We start from the raw sequence: 18597 nt of genomic DNA, 5'->3' as shown, positions 1-18597 counted from the left end.
CTGCTTAGTTGTGAGCGTGCAGCGCTTCGTTCAGTTCGATGGCCGATTTGTGGGTTTTGCACTCCACGGCACCGGTCTCGGAGTTGCGGCGGAACAACAGGTCCGGTTGGCCGGCCAGCTCGCGGGCCTTGACCACTTTGACCAGTTGGTTTTTCTCATCCAGCAGCGCGACCTTGGTGCCGGCGGTGACGTACAGGCCCGACTCCACGGTGTTGCGGTCGCCCAACGGGATACCGATACCGGCGTTGGCGCCGATCAAGCAGCCTTCGCCAACCTTGATCACTATGTTGCCGCCGCCGGACAAGGTGCCCATGGTGGAGCAACCGCCACCCAGGTCCGAACCCTTGCCGACGAACACGCCTGCCGATACACGGCCTTCGATCATGCCCGGGCCTTCGGTGCCTGCGTTGAAGTTGATGAACCCTTCGTGCATCACGGTGGTGCCTTCGCCCACGTAGGCGCCCAGGCGCAGACGCGCGGCATCAGCGATACGCACGCCGCTCGGCACCACGTAGTCGGTCATTTTCGGGAACTTGTCCACCGAGAACACTTCCAGCAGCTCGCCACGCAGGCGGGCTTCCAGCTGGCGTTCGGCCAGTTCGTTGATGTCGATCGCGCCCTGGCTGGTCCAGGCCACGTTCGGCAGCTGCGGGAACACACCGGCCAGGCTCAGGCCATGGGGCTTGACCAGGCGATGGGACAGCAGGTGCAGCTTGAGGTAGGCCTCAGGGGTGGAGGTCAGTGCGGCGTCTTCGGCCAGCAGGGTGGCGACCAGCGGGGTGTGGCTTTCGGCCAGGCGGTTGAGCAGCGCGGCTTGGGTGGCGTCGACATTCTTGAGGGCATCGGCCAGTTGCAGCGCTTGGCTGATGGTGAAGGTGATGGCCTGGTTGCCTTCGGTGTAACCGAGGATCGGCGCGATGGCCGCGACGATTTCAGCCGATGGGTTGAGCAGCGGCTGTGCGTAAAACACTTCCAGCCAAGCACCTTGGCGGTTCTGAGTGCCGACGCCGAAGCCCAGGCTGAACAGGGAATTGGACATGCTGTTACCTCTACAAAAATGGAAAGGGCTGGCCTACTTGAGGGCCGCCGAATAACTATCTGGCTTGAAGCCAATCAGGGTTCTGTCACCGAGATCGAGCACCGGGCGCTTGATCATCGAGGGTTGTGCGAGCATCAATTCAATGGCTTTCGACTGATCGAGATCGGCTTTGCGTTCGTCTTCGAGTTTGCGAAAGGTGGTGCCCGCACGGTTCAACACCACCTGCCAACCGTGCTCGTTGCACCATTGGGTCAAGTGTTCGCGGTCGATACCGGCCGTTTTGTAGTCGTGGAACTCATAGCCCACGCCGTGCTCATCGAGCCAGGTGCGCGCTTTTTTCATGGTGTCGCAGGCTTTGATGCCGAAAAGGTGCAACGTTTTGCTTGAAGCGGTCAAGGAATTGCCCCCCTTTGGACCAAGTGAAAATTAAAGGTCACGGATTATGCCACGACCAGCGGGCGGGTGCCCCTCGTCATGCGGCGTGCGACTTATGTGCAAAGGCCGGCAGGCAGCATAGGCGGTTAACATAGCTGGGTAATATGGCACTTCAGCGGCCAGTTGTTGCCTCATGTGTGTCGTTGCAAGTCGATTGTCCGGGAAACCCGCGTTATGCAAACCGCCTACACCGTTCTTATCCTGCTGATGCTGGTCAGCGTTTCGCGTCTGGTTGGGCGTGTCATTCCTCTGCCGTTGCCCCTGGTGCAGATCGCCGCCGGTGCCTTGCTGGCCTGGCCGACGCTGGGCCTGCATGTGGCGCTGGACCCGGAGCTGTTCTTGTTTCTGTTCCTGCCACCGTTGCTGTTTTCGGATGGCTGGCGTATGCCCAAGCGTGAGTTGTGGCGGTTGCGTGGGCCGATCCTGACGCTTGCGGTGGGGCTGGTGTTGTTCACGGTGGTCGGTGCTGGTTATTTCATTCACTGGATATTGCCTACGATCCCGTTGCCGGTGGCCTTCGCCCTGGCGGCGGTTTTGTCGCCGACGGATGCCGTGGCGGTGTCGGCCATTTCCCAGAATCGTTTACCTACGCCACTGATGCACATGTTGCAGGGCGAGGCCTTGATGAACGACGCATCGGGCCTGGTAACGTTCAAGTTTGCCCTGGCGGCGGCGTTGACCGGGGTGTTTTCCCTGGCGGATGCCAGCCTGACCTTCGTGTTGGTCGCCGTCGGTGGCCTGGCCGTTGGCGTGGCCCTGAGCTGGCTGGTCGGCCGACTGCGCGCCTGGATGATCGCCCGTGGCTGGGACGACCCGGCAACCCACGTGGTGTTCATGTTGTTGCTGCCCTTTGCCGCCTATGTGCTGGCCGAGCGCCTGGGAGCCTCGGGCATCTTGTCGGCGGTCGCGGCAGGCATGATGCAAAGCTGGCTTGATCTGCTACCGCGCCAGACCAGCACGCGCTTGCTCAACCGCAGCGTCTGGTCGCTGCTGGAGTTTGCCTTCAATGGCCTGATCTTCCTGCTGCTGGGCCTGCAACTGCCGGACATCATCAAGGCCGTGGTCAGCCATGAGCCGACACTGTGGCCGACCCTGTTTTATCGCTGCCTGGATGTGATTGCGATCTTCCTGGTGTTGGTAGTGCTGCGTTTTATCTGGGTGCAGAGCATCTGGCGGCTGTCAGGCCTGTTACGCCGGATTCGTGGGAAAAGCGAGCTGACGCTGGTGCCGACCGCCCGCTCTTGCTGGTTGTTGACCGTGGGTGGTGTGCGCGGTGCGGTGACGTTGGCCGGTGTGATGTCGGTGCCGTTGCTGCTGGCGCCGGGCCAGGACTTTCCCGAGCGCGACCTGCTGATCTTCATCGCGGCAGGCGTGATCCTCCTGTCGCTGATCGCCGCCTGTATCGCCTTGCCGTTGTTGTTACGCGGCATTGAAAAGAGCCCGGACGAGAAACGCCATAAAGAGGTCCGCGAGGCTTGGAAAAAAACGGCCGTCGCTGCGATCCATGCGCTGGAAACGGAAGAGCCCGTTGAGCCCGAAACCCAGGACGCCGCCCAGGCTGCGCTCGCCACCGAACTCAAGGCACGGCTGATGTCGGAATATCGCCATCAATTGGAGGTGTTCAACGACTCGGCCGAAGCCCAGGCGTTGGCACGGCAGATGGACCTGCTCGAGCGCAAATTGCGCCTCAAGGCGCTGCGGGCACAGCGCCTGGAGTTATACAGCCTGAGTCGTCATCACCAGATTGGTGATGACGTGCTGAGGGAGGTGTTGGCGGATCTGGATATGAGTGAGGCGAATCTGGGTCAGGTGAAATGACCCTCAAGCCCGTTAGCGGCGACGCTGAATAAAATCGCGAATGCGCTCAGCCGCTTCCACACACTCGGCCAACGGCGCGACCAACGCCATACGCACTCGCCCAGCGCCGGGGTTGGCGCCGTCCACTTCACGGGACAAGTACGAACCCGGCACCACGGTCACATGTTCTTCCACGAACAGATCGCGGCAGAATGCGGCATCGTCGCCGTTCACATTCGGCCACAGATAGAAGCCGCCATCCGGGCTCTGCACATCCAGCACCGGCTTGAGAATCGCCAGCACCGCGTCGAATTTCTCGCGATACAGGTCACGGTTGGCGTGCACGTGGGCTTCATCCTGCCAGGCGGCAATGCTCGCCAGCTGGGTTTGCACCGGCATCGCGCAGCCGTGGTAGGTGCGGTACAGCAGGAACGCCTTGAGGATGTCGGCATCGCCGGCCACGAAACCGGAGCGCAGGCCCGGCAGGTTAGAGCGCTTGGACAGGCTGTGGAACACCACGCAGCGCTTGAAGTCCTGGCGACCCAGTTCGACACAGGCGCTCAGCAGGCCGGGCGGCGGGGTTTGTTCGTCGAAGTACAGTTCGCTGTAGCACTCGTCGGCGGCGATGACGAAGTCGTATTCGTCGGCCAGGGCGATGAGTTTTTTCAGGGTGTCGACCGGGATCAGCGCGCCGGTCGGGTTGCCGGGCGAGCACAGGAACAGGATCTGGCAGCGTTTCCAGATGTCCGGCGTCACGGCGTCGAAGTCCGGGTTGAAGCCATTGGCGTCCAGGCACGGCAGGTAGTGTGGCTTGGCCCCGGCCAGGAACGCGGCGCCTTCGTAGATCTGGTAGAACGGGTTCGGGCTCACCACCAGCGCATCCTCGCCACGGTTGACCACGGTCTGGGTGAAGGCGAACAGCGCTTCACGGGTGCCGTTGACCGGCAAGATATTGCGCGCCGGGTCGAGCCAGCCCTTGGGCACGTTGAAGCGACGTTCGCACCAGGCACCGATGGCTTCGCGCAGCGCCGGGATACCCAGGGTGGTCGGGTACACGGCCATCTGGTCGAGGTTGTTGCTCAACGCTTCGGCCACGAACGTGGGAGACTTGTGCTTCGGCTCGCCGATGGACAGCGCAATCGGGCGCTTGTCCGGGTTTGGCGTAACGCTGCCGAGCAGGGAGCGCAGTTTCTCGAACGGGTAGGGTTGCAGTTGGTTCAGGGCGTTGTTCATGGGCATCTCGTTCAATTCGGTTTAAAGCATGCGGTCTGCTGGGCGAAGCCATCTAAATGTGGGAGGGGGCTCGCCCCCGATTGCAGTGTGCCAGCCAAAGCATTTTTATCTGATCCACCGCTATCGGGGGCAAGCCCCCTCGCACACGGGCCCTGTTTGTTTTTTAGAGAGTCAGGCGTGTCAGCTCGACGCCGGGTTCCTGGGTCACGCTCAATTGCTGGACGATCGCTTCCTGCAACCGCAGGCACAGCTCCGGGTCGGACAACGGCTGGTTGTCGGCATCGGTGATAAAGAACACGTCTTCCACGCGTTCGCCGAGGGTCGCAATCTTGGCGTTCTGCAACGACAGGTCGAACTCCAGGAAAATCCCACCGATACGCGCCAGCAGGCCTGGGCGGTCCGGGGCGCTCAGTTCGAGCACCGTCACCGGGCGCTGGGCGTCGTTGGAAATGGTCACCTGGGGCGCAAACGCAAAGTGTTTGAGTTGGCGCGGCACTCGACGCTGGATGATGGTCGGGTAGTCGTCAGGGTTGCGCAGGGCTTCGGTCAGGCCTTCGCGGATCTTCTTCACGCGCGCTGGATTGTCGCCGATCGAGTCGCCATCGGTGTCGAGCACGATATAGGTGTCGAGGGTGAACTGGCTGCTGGAGGTGATTACCCGTGCGTCATGGATGTTCAGGTTCAACTGGTCCATGGCCGCTACGGTCACGGCGAAGAAGTCGTGCTGGTCCGGCGCGTAGATGAAAATCTGCGTGCCGCCTTCGAATTCGCGCTGGGTGGTTTCCTTGATCAGCACCAGTGGGCCGCCGTCGGCCGGTTGCTGCAGGATCGCGTCGGTGTGCCAGGCCACATCACCGGCGGTGTGGCGCAGGAAGTAATCGTCGCCCAGTTGCGACCACAGTTGTTCCACATCGTCCGGGTCGTTGCCGCCGCGCACCAGGATATCCAGGGCGGCGCTTTGGGTGCGGCGGATCTGCTCTTCGCGGTCTACCGGGTTTTCCAGGCCACGGCGCAGGGCGCGCTTGGTCTCGGTGTACAGTTGGCGCAGCAGACTGGCGCGCCACGAGTTCCACAGCGTCGGGTTGGTCGCGTTGATATCCGAGACGGTCAGCACGTACAGGTAGTCGAGGCGGGTTTCATCGCCGACGATCTGCGCAAAGTCGTGGATCACCTGCGGGTCGGACAAGTCCTTGCGCTGGGCGGTGGTCGACATCACCAGGTGGTTCTGCACCAGCCAGACGATCAGGCGGCTGTCCCACAGCGGCAACTGGTGGCGCTGGCAGAAGGCCTCGGCATCAACCGCACCGACCTCGGAGTGATCGCCATGCCGGCCCTTGCCGATGTCGTGGTACAGGCCGGCCAGGTAGATCAGCTCGGGCTTGGGTAGCTTGGCCATCAATTTGCTGGCCAGCGGGAATTTCTCCGACACCTGGGTGTACTGCAGCTTACGCAGGTGCTTGATCAGGTTCAGGGTGTGGGCGTCCACGGTATAGATGTGGAACAGATCGTGTTGCATCTGCCCGACGATAAAACCGAACTCCGGCAGGTAGCGCCCGAGGATGCCGTAACGGTTCATGCGCCGCAGGTTGCGGTGGATGCCGATCTTGCACTTGAACAGCTCGATGAACAGGCTGGTGTTGCGGATATCGTTGCGGAAATCGTCGTCGATCAGGTGCCGGTTTTCCCGCAACAGGCGAATGGTATCGGCGCGCACGCCTTTGATTTCCGGCTGCTGGGCCATCAGCACGAAGATTTCCAGCATGGCAAACGGTGTGCGGCGGAACACGTTGTCGTTGCGCGCCTCGATATAGCCATCGTGCAGTTGGAAACGCGCATTGATCGGTTGCGGCGGCGCCTCGTCTTCGGGGGCCAGGATCACTTCTTCAAAATGCTGGATGATCAGATCGCTGAGCTGGGCAATGCTCATGACCACCCGGTAGTACTGCTGCATGAAGCTTTCGATGCTGGTCTTCGCGTCTTCGCCTTCAAAGCCCAGCAGGGTGGCGATGGAGCGCTGGTGGTCGAAGAGCAGGCGGTCTTCGGAACGCCCGGCCAGCATGTGCAAGGCGTAGCGCACTTTCCAGAGGAATTCCTGGGAGGAGGCCAGCAGGGCGTTTTCGCTTTCCACCAGGAAGCCTTCGCCGGCCAGGGCGCGCAGGTTCAGGGTGCCGTACTGGCGACGCGCAACCCACAGAATCGTCTGGATATCCCGCAGCCCGCCCGGCGAGCCTTTGACGTTGGGTTCCAGGTTGTATTCGGTGTCGTTGTACTTGTGGTGCCGGGCCTTTTGCTCGGCGCGCTTGGCCAGGAAGAAGTCCTTGCTCGGCCACATGTGCGCGGTGCTGGTGACTTCAAGCATACGCTGGCGCAGGCGCTCGGGGCCGGCGATGGTACGGCTTTCCATGAGGTTGGTGATGACGGTAAGGTCGGCGCGGGCTTCTTCGGCGCATTCGTCCACCGAGCGTACGCTTTGGCCGACTTCCAGGCCGATGTCCCACAACAATGTGAGAAAGCGCTCGATGGAATCGCGAAAGATCTCATGGTCGGCGCTGTCCAGCAGGATCAGCAGGTCGATGTCGGAGTAAGGGTGCAGCTCACCGCGACCGTAGCCGCCGACCGCCACCAGGGCGATGTCGGCGTCTTCGCTCCAACTGAACTGTTCCCAGGCTTTTTGCAGGATGTTATCGACGAACCAGGCTCGGTCCTCGATCAGTCGGCGGATGTCCCGCCCCCTGCGAAAGCGCTCGTCGAGCACCTCGCGGGCCTGGCGGATCGCCTTCTTGAACGCGGCGATGGGGCTCGCCTTCAGGGCCAGTTCGGCCTGGAACTGGCCACGGTCGAAGAGTTCGGGATCCACCTGGGGCATTGATCGGCTTTCCTTTCTATCTATTCAGTCAGTCACAACACAGTGGGGGAAAACCTGAGCAACGTTTATGCCGACGTTGTACCCGACGTACGCGGGATCGTGTCATCGGCTCGCAGCGTGAAAATCTCGTAGCCGGTCTCGGTGACCAGCAAAGTGTGTTCCCACTGGGCCGAAAGCTTGCGGTCCTTGGTGATGGCAGTCCAGCCGTCGCCCAGCACCTTGGTGTCGGCCTTGCCCTGGTTGATCATCGGCTCGATGGTGAAGGTCATGCCTGCCTTCAGCTCCATGCCGGTGCCGGCGCGGCCGTAGTGCAGGATCTGTGGCTCTTCGTGGAAGACCGTGCCGATACCGTGGCCGCAGAACTCGCGTACCACCGAGAAGCCGTTCTTTTCCGCATGCTTCTGGATCACTTCGCCGATGTCGCCCAGGCGGCAGCCAGGCTTGACGATCTCGATGGCCTTGTACATGCATTCCTGGGTGACCTGGGACAGGCGTTCGGCCCAGACCGGTACGTTGCCGACGTGGAACATGCGGCTGGTGTCGCCGAAGTAGCGGTCCTTGATCACGGTGACGTCGATGTTCAGGGTGTCGCCGTCCTTCAGCGGCTTGTCGCCCGGAATTCCGTGGCAAACCACGTGGTTGACCGAGGTGCAGATCGACTTGGGGAAGCCCTTGTAGTTCAGCGGCGCAGGGATGGCGCCCTGCACGTTGACGATATAGTCGTGGCAGATCTGGTTGAGGGTCTCGGTGGTGACGCCGGGCTTGACGTGTTCGGCAATCATTTCCAGCACGTCGGCAGCCAGTTTGCCGGCGATGCGCATGCCAGCGATGTCTTCGGCGGTTTTCAAACTAACGGTCATACAGGCTCTCTCTAGCGCGACGCGCTGAAATCAATACGGTTTACGGGCGTGCGACAAAAGGTTGCAAAATTCGCACAAGCCACAGAAAACGCGATTCTAACAGACCATGGCGTCAAATCATGAGCCTCTGATGATCGCTTCTGTCTATAAGGTAGGGCTATGTCACCTCTATTCAAGGGGTTACACGAACGCGCCCGACGGCAAATGTGATTGCGTGTTCCGTTTTTGCCGATGCTGTGGTATAAAATGCGCCGCTTTCCGGGGATACCCCGCAAAGCTTAAATCCACACACGTGTCGACACGATGACCTGGGTGCCGGAGGCCTTGATGCCGCTGGTTGGTCATTGGGATACGTGGAGGCCAAACCCGACTTATTAAGGAACTATCATGTCCCAAGTCAACATGCGCGATATGCTGAAGGCCGGTGTGCACTTCGGTCACCAGACCCGTTACTGGAACCCGAAAATGGGTAAGTACATTTTCGGCGCGCGTAACAAGATCCACATCATCAACCTTGAAAAAACCCTGCCAATGTTCAACGAAGCGCTGACTTTCGTAGAGCGCCTGGCCCAGGGCAAAAACAAGATTCTGTTCGTCGGCACCAAGCGTTCCGCTGGCAAGATCGTTGCTGAAGAAGCAGCACGTTGCGGTTCGCCGTACGTCGATCACCGCTGGTTGGGCGGCATGCTGACCAACTTCAAAACCATCCGTGCTTCCATCAAGCGTCTGCGTGACCTTGAAGTGCAAGCCGAAGACGGTACTTTCGCCAAGCTGACCAAGAAAGAAGCGCTGATGCGCTCCCGTGACCTGGAAAAGCTCGATCGTTCCCTGGGTGGTATCAAGGACATGGGCGGTCTGCCTGACGCACTGTTCGTTATCGACGTTGATCACGAGCGCATCGCGATCACCGAAGCCAACAAGCTGGGCATCCCTGTTATCGGCGTAGTCGATACCAACAGCAGCCCGGAAGGCGTTGACTACATCATCCCAGGCAACGATGACGCAATCCGCGCTATCCAGTTGTACATGGGTTCGATGGCTGACGCTGTCATCCGTGGTCGCAACCACGTTGCTGGCGGTACCGAGCAGTTCGTTGAAGAAGCTCCGGTAGCTGCCGCTGAGTAATTAGCGCCCTGGCGTTGACTCAGTAAGCAAAAAGGGGGCTTGGCCCCCTTTTTGCCACCTCGAAAACCATTTGTCGGCAGCGCGGCTACATCATCTGTAACGTGCAGCGGCCTACAAGGGAGATTCGGGAAGAATTGATCGCCCGTCTGATCGGGTGGAATGGTTGAAAACCTATCCAAGAGGATTTTGAAATGGCAGAGATTACTGCAGCGTTGGTTAAAGAACTGCGTGAGCGTACCGGCGAAGGCATGATGGATTGCAAAAAGGCCTTGACCAAGGCTGGCGGCGACATCGAAAAAGCCATCGACGACATGCGCGCTTCCGGCGCCATCAAGGCCGCCAAGAAAGCCGGCAACGTCGCTGCTGAAGGCGCTATCGCCCTGGTTGAAGACGGTAAAGCCGCCGTTCTGCTGGAAGTGAACTCGCAGACCGACTTCCTGGCCCTGCAAGACGACTTCAAGGCATTCGTTGCTGCCAGCGTCAAGAAGGCATTCGATGAGAAGCTGACCACCGTTGAGCCTCTGATCGAAGCTCAAGAAGCGGATCGCCTGGTACTGGTCGGCAAAGTTGGCGAAAACGTCAACATCCGTCGCCTGACTCGCGTTGAAGGTGATGTCGTCGGTGGTTACCTGCACGGCAACAAGATCGGTGTAGCTGTTGTTCTGAAAGGCGGCGACGTTGAGCTGGCCAAAGACATCGCTATGCACGTTGCTGCCAGCAACCCTGAGTTCCTGCTGCCTTCGGAAGTGTCTGCCGAAGCGATCGAGCGTGAAAAAGCGGTATTCCTGAGCCTGAACGCCGACAAGATCGCCGGCAAGCCAGAAAACATCGTGGAAAACATGATCAAAGGCCGTATCAGCAAGTTCCTGGCTGAAGCGAGCCTGGTTGAGCAGGCGTTCGTCAAGAACCCTGAAATCAAGGTTGGCGAACTGGCCAAGAAAGCCGGTGCTGAAATCGTTTCCTTCACTTACTACAAAGTAGGCGAAGGCATCGAGAAGCCGGTCGACAACTTCGCTGAAGAAGTTGCTGCCCAGTTGGCTGCCGCCAAGCAATAAGACAGCTTTCAACTGTCGCCCGAAAGAGGCTGCCCGCTCACGCGCGCAGCCTCTTTTCAAATGGGAAGGCCGATTTTAATTGGCATCCCTCCGGAACTGGCTTACAAAGCCGTGTTCCGATGGCGCTGTTACAGCGTCCAGCTAGAGTGAACGCAAGCCGTAAAACGGCTCGCCAAGAATTTTTAAAAAATACGCCGCAGGAGAGATTCGCAATGGCTCAGCAGGGCAGTGGTTATCAGGCTCGCTATAAACGCATTCTACTCAAGCTTAGCGGCGAGGCCCTGATGGGCTCGGAAGAGTTCGGGATCGATCCCAAGGTGCTCGACCGCATGGCGCTGGAAGTCGGCCAACTGGTCGGTATCGGCGTGCAGGTTGGCCTGGTGATCGGTGGTGGCAACCTGTTCCGTGGCGCGGCCCTGAGTGCTGCTGGCATGGACCGGGTCACCGGCGACCATATGGGCATGCTGGCCACTGTGATGAATGCCCTGGCCATGCGTGACGCCTTGGAGCGCGCCAATATCTCGGCTATCGTGATGTCGGCTATTTCCATGGTCGGCGTAACCGATCACTATGACCGCCGCAAAGCCATGCGCCACCTGAATTCCAAGGAAGTGGTGATCTTCGCGGCCGGCACGGGTAACCCGTTCTTTACCACCGATTCGGCAGCCTGCCTGCGCGCCATCGAGATCGATGCGGACGTGGTGCTCAAGGCGACCAAGGTAGACGGCGTGTACACCGCAGATCCATTCAAAGACCCGCATGCCGAGAAGTTCGATCATCTGACCTACGATGAAGTACTGGATCGCAAGCTGGGCGTAATGGATCTGACGGCTATCTGCCTGTGCCGCGACCACAAGATGCCACTGCGCGTATTTAACATGAACAAGCCCGGCGCCCTGCTGAACATCGTACACGGCGGCGCAGAAGGGACTCTGATCGAGGAAGGCCAACAATGATCAACGAAATCAAGAAAGACGCCCAAGCGCGTATGCAGAAATCCCTGGAGTCTCTGAGCCATGCATTCGGCCAGATTCGTACCGGCAAGGCGCACCCAAGCATCCTGGGCAGCGTGATGGTGCCTTACTACGGCTCCGATACCCCTATCAGCAGCGTCGCCAACATTACCGTTAAAGACTCGCGCACCCTGCAAGTCGTAGCGTTTGAGCGCAACATGCTGGGTGCTGTCGACAAGGCCATCCAGAGCGCCGGTTTGAACCTCAACCCGACCAACCTGGGTGAGTTGCTGCTGATCTCCATGCCGGCCCTGACTGAAGAGACCCGCAAAGGCTTCACCAAGCAGGCTCGCAGCGCTGCAGAAGACGCGCGTGTTGCCGTACGTAATATCCGTCGCGATGCCTTGGGTGACCTGAAGAAGCTGGTCAAGGACAAGGAAATCAGCGAAGACGAAGAGCGTCGTGCCACCGCCGATATCGACAAGTTGACCAAGGATGCCGAGGCCCAGATCACCAAGGCCACGGAAGAAAAAGAAAAGGACCTGATGGCCGTATAAGGGGTCAGGACGCCTTCATGGAAAAGACCAAGCAGACTGTACCCTCCGTGGTGCCGCGCCATGTCGCGATCATCATGGATGGGAATAATCGCTGGGCGAAGAAGCGCTTTATGCCGGGTGTCGCCGGGCATAAAGCCGGTGTCGATGCGGTAAGGGCTGTGATCGAGGTGTGTGCCGAGGCCAAGGTCGAAGTGTTGACCCTGTTTGCGTTCTCCAGTGAGAACTGGCAGCGGCCCGCCGAAGAAGTCAGTGCCTTGATGGATCTGTTCTTCAAGGCCTTGCGTCGTGAGGCCAAGCGCCTTAACGACAACAACATCAGCCTGCGCATCATTGGCGACCGCTCGCGCTTCCACCCGGAACTTCAGGCTGCCATGCGCGAGGCTGAGGCAATCACCGCTGGTGCCAACCGTTTTGTGCTACAGATCGCAGCCAACTACGGCGGCCAGTGGGATATCGCCCAGGCAGCGCAGCGGCTGGCTCGCGAAGTGCAGGCCGGGCACCTGCGGCCCGACGACATCACGCCCGAACTGTTGCAAACCTGCCTGGTGACCGGTGACCTGCCGTTGCCGGACCTGTGCATCCGGACCGGTGGTGAGCACCGCATCAGTAATTTCCTGCTGTGGCAGCTGGCCTATACCGAGCTGTACTTCTCCGACCTGTTCTGGCCGGACTTCAAACACGATGCCATGCGTAATGCACTGGCCGATTTCGCTTCCCGTCAGCGTCGCTTCGGTAAAACGAGTGAGCAGATCGAAGCTGGAGCCCGGGTTTAAATGCTTAAACAACGAATCATCACTGCACTGATCCTGTTGCCGATCGCCTTGTGCGGGTTTTTCCTGCTCGAGGGTTCCGGCTTTGCGCTGTTCATTGGCCTGGTCGTCACCCTGGGCGCCTGGGAATGGGCGCGCCTGGCCGGGTTCGGCGCGCAGTTGCCGCGCGTGGTGTATGCCGCCGTCGTGGCCGCGCTGGCGTTCCTCTTGTACATCCTGCCGGACCTCGCGCCCTGGGTGTTGGGGGCGGCGGTGCTGTGGTGGGCGCTGGCGACGTTCCTGGTGCTGACCTATCCGCGCACCAGCGGCCAATGGTCCAGCGTTGCCTGCAAGCTGGTGATTGGTTTGCTGATCCTCTTGCCGGCTTGGCAAGGGCTGGTGGAGATCAAGCGTTATCCAATGGGTAACTGGTTGATCCTGGCAGTCATGGTGCTGGTATGGGGGGCTGATATCGGTGCCTACTTCTCCGGTCGGGCCTTCGGCAAGCGCAAGTTGGCGCCGGCGGTCAGTCCGGGCAAGAGCTGGGAGGGGGTCTATGGTGGTTTGGCGTTGACACTGGTGATTGCGCTGGTGGTTGGTGTCGTGCGTGGCTGGGCGGTGAAGGAAATCTTCCTGGCGCTGCTGGCCACAGCCATTGTCGTGTTTGTTTCTGTGGTGGGTGACCTCACCGAAAGCATGTTCAAGCGTCAGGCCGGTATCAAGGACAGCAGTAACCTGCTGCCCGGGCACGGTGGTGTGTTGGACCGTATCGACAGCCTGACGGCGGCTATTCCGATCTTCGCTGTGTTGCTATGGATGACTGCTTCGTGAGCCGCCTTCAACAAGTGACCGTGCTGGGTGCAACCGGCTCGGTGGGGCTGAGCACCCTGGATGTGATTGCGCGTCATCCTGATCGCTATCAGGTCTTTGCCCTGACTGGGTTCAGCCGTCTGAGCGAGCTGTTGGCTTTGTGTGTGCGCCACGCACCGCGCTTCGTGGTAGTCCCTGAGGCAGGAGCGGCGCGTGGCTTGCAGGATGATCTGCGGGCTGCCGGGTTGGCGACTCGAGTGCTGGTGGGCGAGGAGGGGTTGTGTCAGGTCTCGGCTGACGCTGAGGTGGATACGGTAGTCGCCGCTATCGTCGGTGCCGCCGGCCTGCGTCCAACCCTCGCCGCTGTAGATGCCGGCAAGAAGATCCTGCTGGCCAACAAAGAAGCGCTGGTCATGTCTGGCGCGCTCTTCATGCAGGCAGTGCGTAAAAGCGGCGCGGTGCTGCTGCCGCTCGACAGCGAGCACAACGCGATCTTCCAATGCATGCCTGGCGACTATGCGCGTGGTTTGGGTCAGGTTGGCGTGCGTCGGATTCTGCTGACCGCCTCCGGTGGTCCGTTCCGGCAAACCCCGCTGGCCGAGCTTGAGCATGTTTCGCCCGACCAGGCATGCGCTCATCCGAACTGGTCCATGGGGCGTAAGATCTCGGTGGATTCGGCGAGCATGATGAACAAGGGGCTGGAACTGATCGAGGCGTGCTGGCTGTTCGATGCACGGCCGGATCAGGTCGAAGTGGTGATTCACCCGCAAAGTGTGATTCATTCCCTGGTCGATTACGTCGACGGTTCGGTACTTGCGCAGTTGGGTAACCCCGATATGCGCACGCCGATTGCCAATGCCTTGGCCTGGCCGGAGCGGATTGATTCAGGTGTCGCCCCGCTGGATCTGTTTGCAGTGGCCCGCCTGGACTTTGAAGCGCCGGACGAGCAGCGCTTTCCTTGTCTGCGCCTGGCCCGGCAAGCGGCCGAGGTGGGGAACAGCGCGCCAGCAATGCTGAATGCGGCCAACGAAGTGGCTGTGGCGGCGTTTCTCGAACGGCGCATCCGCTTTCCGCAGATCGCGAGTATCATCGAGGACGTCCTGGCGCTTGAGCCTGTCGTGGCGGTGAGTGACCTGGCGGCGGTATTCGAAGCCGATACCAAGGCTCGAGCCCTGGCAGAGCAATGGTTGAGCCGCAACACGCGTTAGCCTGTGGGCGGATGGGTTCGAGCCTTCAGGCACTGGATTGGAATGCGGAGAAATTAGATGAGTGCGCTTTACATGATTGTCGGCACCCTGGTTGCTCTGGGCGTGCTGGTCACCTTCCACGAATTCGGCCACTTCTGGGTGGCGCGTCGTTGCGGCGTCAAGGTATTGCGCTTTTCCGTCGGCTTCGGCATGCCGCTGCTGCGCTGGCATGACCGTCGTGGCACCGAGTTTGTGATTGCGGCCATCCCGTTGGGTGGCTACGTCAAGATGCTCGATGAGCGCGAAGGCGAAGTGCCTGCAGACCAGTTGGATCAATCCTTCAATCGCAAGACCGTTCGTCAGCGTATCGCCATTGTTGCTGCGGGTCCGATCGCCAACTTCCTGTTGGCGATGGTGTTCTTCTGGGTGTTGGCCATGCTGGGCAGCCAACAGGTGCGTCCGGTGATCGGTGCGGTTGAATCGGACAGCATCGCCGCCAAGGCCGGGCTGGTCGCTGGGCAGGAAATTGTTTCCATTGATGGCGAACCCACCACGGGTTGGGGCGCAGTCAATTTGCAGTTGGTGCGTCGCCTGGGCGAAAGCGGGACTGTGAATGTAGTGGTGCGCGAGCAGGGCTCCACCGCCGAAAGCCCGCGTGAACTGGCTCTCGACCACTGGCTCAAGGGCGCAGATGAGCCTGATCCGATCAAATCCCTGGGCATACGTCCATGGCGTCCGGCCTTGCCGCCGGTGCTTGCCGAGCTGGATCCGAAAGGTCCGGCCCAGGCTGCTGGCCTGAAAACCGGCGATCGCCTGTTGGCCCTCGATGGTCAGCCACTGGGTGACTGGCAGCAGGTGGTCGATCTGGTTCGTGTACGTCCTGATACCAAAATTGTGCTGAAAGTTGAGCGCGACGGTGCTCAAATCGACGTCCCTGTGACCTTGTCGGTTCGCGGGGAAGCCAAGGCGGCCGGGGGTTACCTGGGGGCTGGAGTCAAAGGTGTCGATTGGCCGCCATCGATGGTGCGTGAGGTGAGTTTCGGGCCGTTGGCGGCAATTGGCGAGGGTGCGAAACGCACCTGGACCATGAGTGTGCTGACCCTGGAATCGCTCAAGAAAATGTTGTTCGGCGAGCTCTCGGTAAAAAACTTGAGTGGACCGATAACCATTGCTAAAGTGGCGGGCGCTTCTGCCCAGTCGGGTGTCGCGGATTTCCTGAATTTCCTGGCTTATCTGAGTATTAGCCTGGGGGTTCTGAATTTGCTGCCCATTCCAGTATTGGATGGGGGGCATCTGTTGTTTTATCTGGTCGAGTGGGTGCGTGGTCGCCCCTTGTCGGATCGGGTGCAGGGTTGGGGGATACAGATCGGTATCAGTTTGGTGGTCGGGGTGATGTTGTTAGCCCTGGTCAACGATCTGGGTCGACTGTAACGCTTCGCTGAATTGCGAATCTGCCGCATTTTGCGGCAGTTTGTTTATTGCCAGTTGGAATAAGAAAGGACTTCATGAAACGTCTGCTGCTAACTGCGGTTCTCACCGTATTGATGATCGCCGAAGTTCACGCCGAGTCCTTCACCATCTCCGATATTCGCGTCAACGGCCTCCAGCGGGTTTCCGCGGGTAGCGTCTTTGGTGCCTTGCCGTTGAACGTTGGGGAACAGGCTGATGACCGTCGCCTGGTGGAATCCACTCGTGCGCTGTTCAAAACCGGTTTCTTTCAAGACATCCAACTGGGTCGCGAAGGCAACGTCCTGGTCATCACCGTGGTCGAGCGACCTTCCGTCGCCAGTATCGAGATCGAAGGCAACAAGGCGATCTCGACTGAAGACCTGATGAAGGGTCTGAAGCAATCCGGCCTGGCCGAAGGCGAGATCTTCCAGCGCGCCACCCTCGAAGGTGTGCGTAACGAGCTGCAACGCCAGTACGTTGCGCAGGGCCGCTACTCCGCGACCGTGGAAACGGAAGTGGTGCCGCAGCCGCGTAACCGTGTCGGCCTCAAGGTCAACATCAACGAAGGCACTGTGGCGGCGATCCAGCACATCAACGTGGTAGGCAATACCAAGTTCTCTGATGACGACCTGATCGACCTGTTCGAACTCAAGACCACCAACTGGCTGTCGTTCTTCAAGAACGATGACAAGTATGCCCGCGAAAAACTGTCCGGTGACCTGGAGCGCCTGCGCTCCTACTACCTGGACCGTGGCTACATCAATATGGATATCGCTTCGACCCAGGTGTCCATCACCCCGGACAAGAAGCACGTCTACATCACCGTCAACGTCAACGAAGGCGAGAAGTACAAGGTTCGCGACGTCAAGCTGAGCGGCGACCTGAAGGTGCCTGAAGACCAGGTCAAGGCGCTGTTGCTGGTGCAGAAAGACCAGGTGTTCTCGCGCAAGCTGATGACCACCACGTCCGAACTGATCACCCGTCGCCTGGGCAACGAAGGCTACACCTTCGCCAACGTCAACGGCGTGCCGACGCCCCATGATGATGACCACACCGTGGACATCACCTTCGTGGTCGATCCAGGCAAGCGCGCCTACGTAAACCGTATCAATTTCCGTGGCAATACCAAGTCTGCGGACGAAGTGCTGCGTCGTGAAATGCGTCAGATGGAAGGTGGCTGGGCGTCGACTTACCTGATCGACCAGTCCAAGACCCGTCTTGAGCGTCTGGGCTTCTTCAAGGAAGTCAACGTCGAAACCCCGGCCGTACCGGGTGTGGATGACCAGGTTGACGTGAACTACGCCGTAGAAGAACAGGCATCGGGCTCCATCACCGCCAGTGTTGGCTTCGCACAGAGCGCCGGCCTGATCCTCGGTGGTTCGATCACCCAGAACAACTTCCTGGGTACCGGTAACCGAGTTTCCATCGGCCTGACCCGAAGCGAATACCAGAGCCGATATAACTTCGGTTATACCGACCCCTACTGGACTGCTGACGGTGTGAGCCTGGGCTACAACGCCTTTTATCGCACCACTGACTACAAAGACCTCGACGTTGACGTAGCCAGCTATGCAATCGATAGTCTTGGTGCTGGCGTGAACGTTGGTTACCCGATCAGCGAGACCTCGCGCCTGACGTTCGGCTTGACTGCGCAGCAGGATGAGATCAAGACCGGTGTGTACACCGTGGACGAAATCTTCGACTTTACCCGTCGTGAAGGTGACAAGTTCCTGAACTTCAAGGCGTCCGCCGGCTGGTCCGAGTCGACCCTGAACAAAGGTGTACTGGCGACCCGTGGTCATTCCCAGAGCCTGACCCTGGAAACCACCACGCCGGGCAGCGACCTGTCGTTCTTCAAGCTCGACTACCGCGGCCAGCTGTTCCAGCCGTTGAGCGACAACTACACCATGCGCCTGCACACTGAGCTGGGTTATGGCGATGGTTATGGCTCCACCAATGGTCTACCGTTCTACGAGAACTACTATGCGGGTGGCTTCAACTCCGTACGTGGTTTCAAAGACAGCACCCTGGGCCCGCGTGGTACGCCGAGCCGTGGTGTTGGTGTAACCGGTAACCAGGGCACCGTAGTGGACTCCGACAACGACCCACTGCCGTTCGGTGGTAACGTCCTTATCCAGGGTGGTGCGGAAATCCTGTTCCCGCTGCCGTTCGTGAAAGATCAGCGCTCCCTGCGTACTTCGGTATTCTGGGATGTGGGTAATGTGTTCGATTCCAAGTGCGAGCAGATCCGTAACCCGAGCGGCGTGAAGTCCAACACTCAGTGTAACGACGTGAGCCTGAGTAATCTGGCAAGCTCCGTGGGCGTGGGTGTGACCTGGGTGACTGCGCTTGGCCCATTGAGCTTTGCTCTGGCCATGCCGATCAAGAAACCGGATAACGCTGAAACCCAGATTTTCCAATTCTCCCTCGGCCAGACGTTCTAAGCGTCTGACCCAAGATAACGACAACGGATTCTGTAGGA

15 protein-coding genes are annotated in these 18597 nt (G+C 59.7%); 10 read left to right on the top strand and 5 right to left on the bottom strand.

Annotated features, from left to right (window positions below):
- Nucleotides 1-4: 4 nt before the first annotated feature.
- A complete protein-coding gene (gene dapD / locus BM026_RS05880; RefSeq protein WP_058425293.1) occupies nucleotides 5-1039 on the bottom strand; it encodes a 2,3,4,5-tetrahydropyridine-2,6-dicarboxylate N-succinyltransferase in 1035 nt (344 codons plus the stop codon).
- Between the two features lie 33 nt (nucleotides 1040-1072).
- Nucleotides 1073-1381 carry an arsenate reductase gene (locus tag BM026_RS05875; RefSeq protein ID WP_231999482.1) on the bottom strand — a complete coding sequence of 103 codons (309 nt, stop codon included), beginning with the start codon at nucleotides 1379-1381 and terminating at the stop codon, nucleotides 1073-1075.
- 267 nt (nucleotides 1382-1648) lie between these two features.
- Here BM026_RS05875 and BM026_RS05870 point away from each other — a divergent pair, with 267 nt between their 5' ends.
- Nucleotides 1649-3292: a Na+/H+ antiporter gene (locus tag BM026_RS05870; RefSeq protein WP_071488795.1), complete on the top strand. Its 1644-nt coding sequence runs from the start codon at nucleotides 1649-1651 to the stop codon at nucleotides 3290-3292.
- Nucleotides 3293-3304: 12 nt separating this feature from the next.
- On the opposite strand, the gene dapC is transcribed toward BM026_RS05870, so the two are convergent.
- The 3 genes from dapC to map all read right to left on the bottom strand — a co-directional run bounded on the left by dapC (nucleotide 3305) and on the right by map (nucleotide 8230).
- Nucleotides 3305-4504: a succinyldiaminopimelate transaminase gene (gene dapC, locus BM026_RS05865; RefSeq protein WP_093527668.1), complete on the bottom strand. Its 1200-nt coding sequence runs from the start codon at nucleotides 4502-4504 to the stop codon at nucleotides 3305-3307.
- Nucleotides 4505-4667: 163 nt separating this feature from the next.
- The gene (locus BM026_RS05860) at nucleotides 4668-7370 is read right to left on the bottom strand and encodes a [protein-PII] uridylyltransferase (RefSeq protein ID WP_092241163.1); all 2703 of its coding nucleotides are present in this window, start codon (nucleotides 7368-7370) and stop codon (nucleotides 4668-4670) included.
- 65 nt (nucleotides 7371-7435) lie between these two features.
- Nucleotides 7436-8230: a type I methionyl aminopeptidase gene (map, locus tag BM026_RS05855; RefSeq protein ID WP_058425288.1), complete on the bottom strand. Its 795-nt coding sequence runs from the start codon at nucleotides 8228-8230 to the stop codon at nucleotides 7436-7438.
- Between the two features lie 387 nt (nucleotides 8231-8617).
- Between map and rpsB the strand changes: the two genes are divergently transcribed.
- The 9 genes from rpsB to bamA all read left to right on the top strand — a co-directional run bounded on the left by rpsB (nucleotide 8618) and on the right by bamA (nucleotide 18559).
- Nucleotides 8618-9355: a 30S ribosomal protein S2 gene (gene rpsB / locus BM026_RS05850; RefSeq protein ID WP_003189158.1), complete on the top strand. Its 738-nt coding sequence runs from the start codon at nucleotides 8618-8620 to the stop codon at nucleotides 9353-9355.
- 191 nt (nucleotides 9356-9546) lie between these two features.
- Nucleotides 9547-10410, top strand: a complete 864-nt coding sequence (gene tsf / locus BM026_RS05845; RefSeq protein ID WP_058425287.1) for a translation elongation factor Ts — start codon at nucleotides 9547-9549, stop codon at nucleotides 10408-10410.
- Nucleotides 10411-10622: 212 nt separating this feature from the next.
- On the top strand, nucleotides 10623-11366 hold the full coding sequence (gene pyrH, locus BM026_RS05840; RefSeq protein ID WP_003189161.1) for a UMP kinase: 744 nt from the start codon (nucleotides 10623-10625) through the stop codon (nucleotides 11364-11366).
- Nucleotides 11363-11920, top strand: coding sequence for a ribosome recycling factor (gene frr, locus BM026_RS05835; protein ID WP_012722596.1), 558 nt, complete (start codon nucleotides 11363-11365; stop codon nucleotides 11918-11920). The genes pyrH and frr overlap by 4 nt, the downstream gene beginning before the upstream one ends.
- A 17-nt stretch (nucleotides 11921-11937) precedes the next feature.
- Nucleotides 11938-12693, top strand: a complete 756-nt coding sequence (uppS, locus tag BM026_RS05830) for a polyprenyl diphosphate synthase (RefSeq protein WP_016974405.1) — start codon at nucleotides 11938-11940, stop codon at nucleotides 12691-12693.
- Nucleotides 12694-13500 (top strand): phosphatidate cytidylyltransferase, encoded by an 807-nt coding sequence (locus tag BM026_RS05825; RefSeq protein WP_092241166.1) that lies wholly within the window; start codon nucleotides 12694-12696, stop codon nucleotides 13498-13500.
- Nucleotides 13497-14687, top strand: coding sequence for a 1-deoxy-D-xylulose-5-phosphate reductoisomerase (ispC, locus tag BM026_RS05820; RefSeq protein ID WP_093512216.1), 1191 nt, complete (start codon nucleotides 13497-13499; stop codon nucleotides 14685-14687). The genes BM026_RS05825 and ispC overlap by 4 nt, the downstream gene beginning before the upstream one ends.
- A gap of 57 nt (nucleotides 14688-14744) precedes the next feature.
- Nucleotides 14745-16097, top strand: a complete 1353-nt coding sequence (gene rseP / locus BM026_RS05815) for a sigma E protease regulator RseP (RefSeq protein WP_093527666.1) — start codon at nucleotides 14745-14747, stop codon at nucleotides 16095-16097.
- Nucleotides 16098-16171: 74 nt separating this feature from the next.
- On the top strand, nucleotides 16172-18559 hold the full coding sequence (gene bamA / locus BM026_RS05810) for an outer membrane protein assembly factor BamA (RefSeq protein WP_092241170.1): 2388 nt from the start codon (nucleotides 16172-16174) through the stop codon (nucleotides 18557-18559).
- Nucleotides 18560-18597: the final 38 nt, after the last annotated feature.

This window comes from Pseudomonas sp. NFPP24 (assembly GCF_900112095.1).
Taxonomy (GTDB): domain Bacteria; phylum Pseudomonadota; class Gammaproteobacteria; order Pseudomonadales; family Pseudomonadaceae; genus Aquipseudomonas; species Aquipseudomonas extremorientalis.
This window is presented reverse-complemented; position numbering and strand designations above follow the sequence as displayed.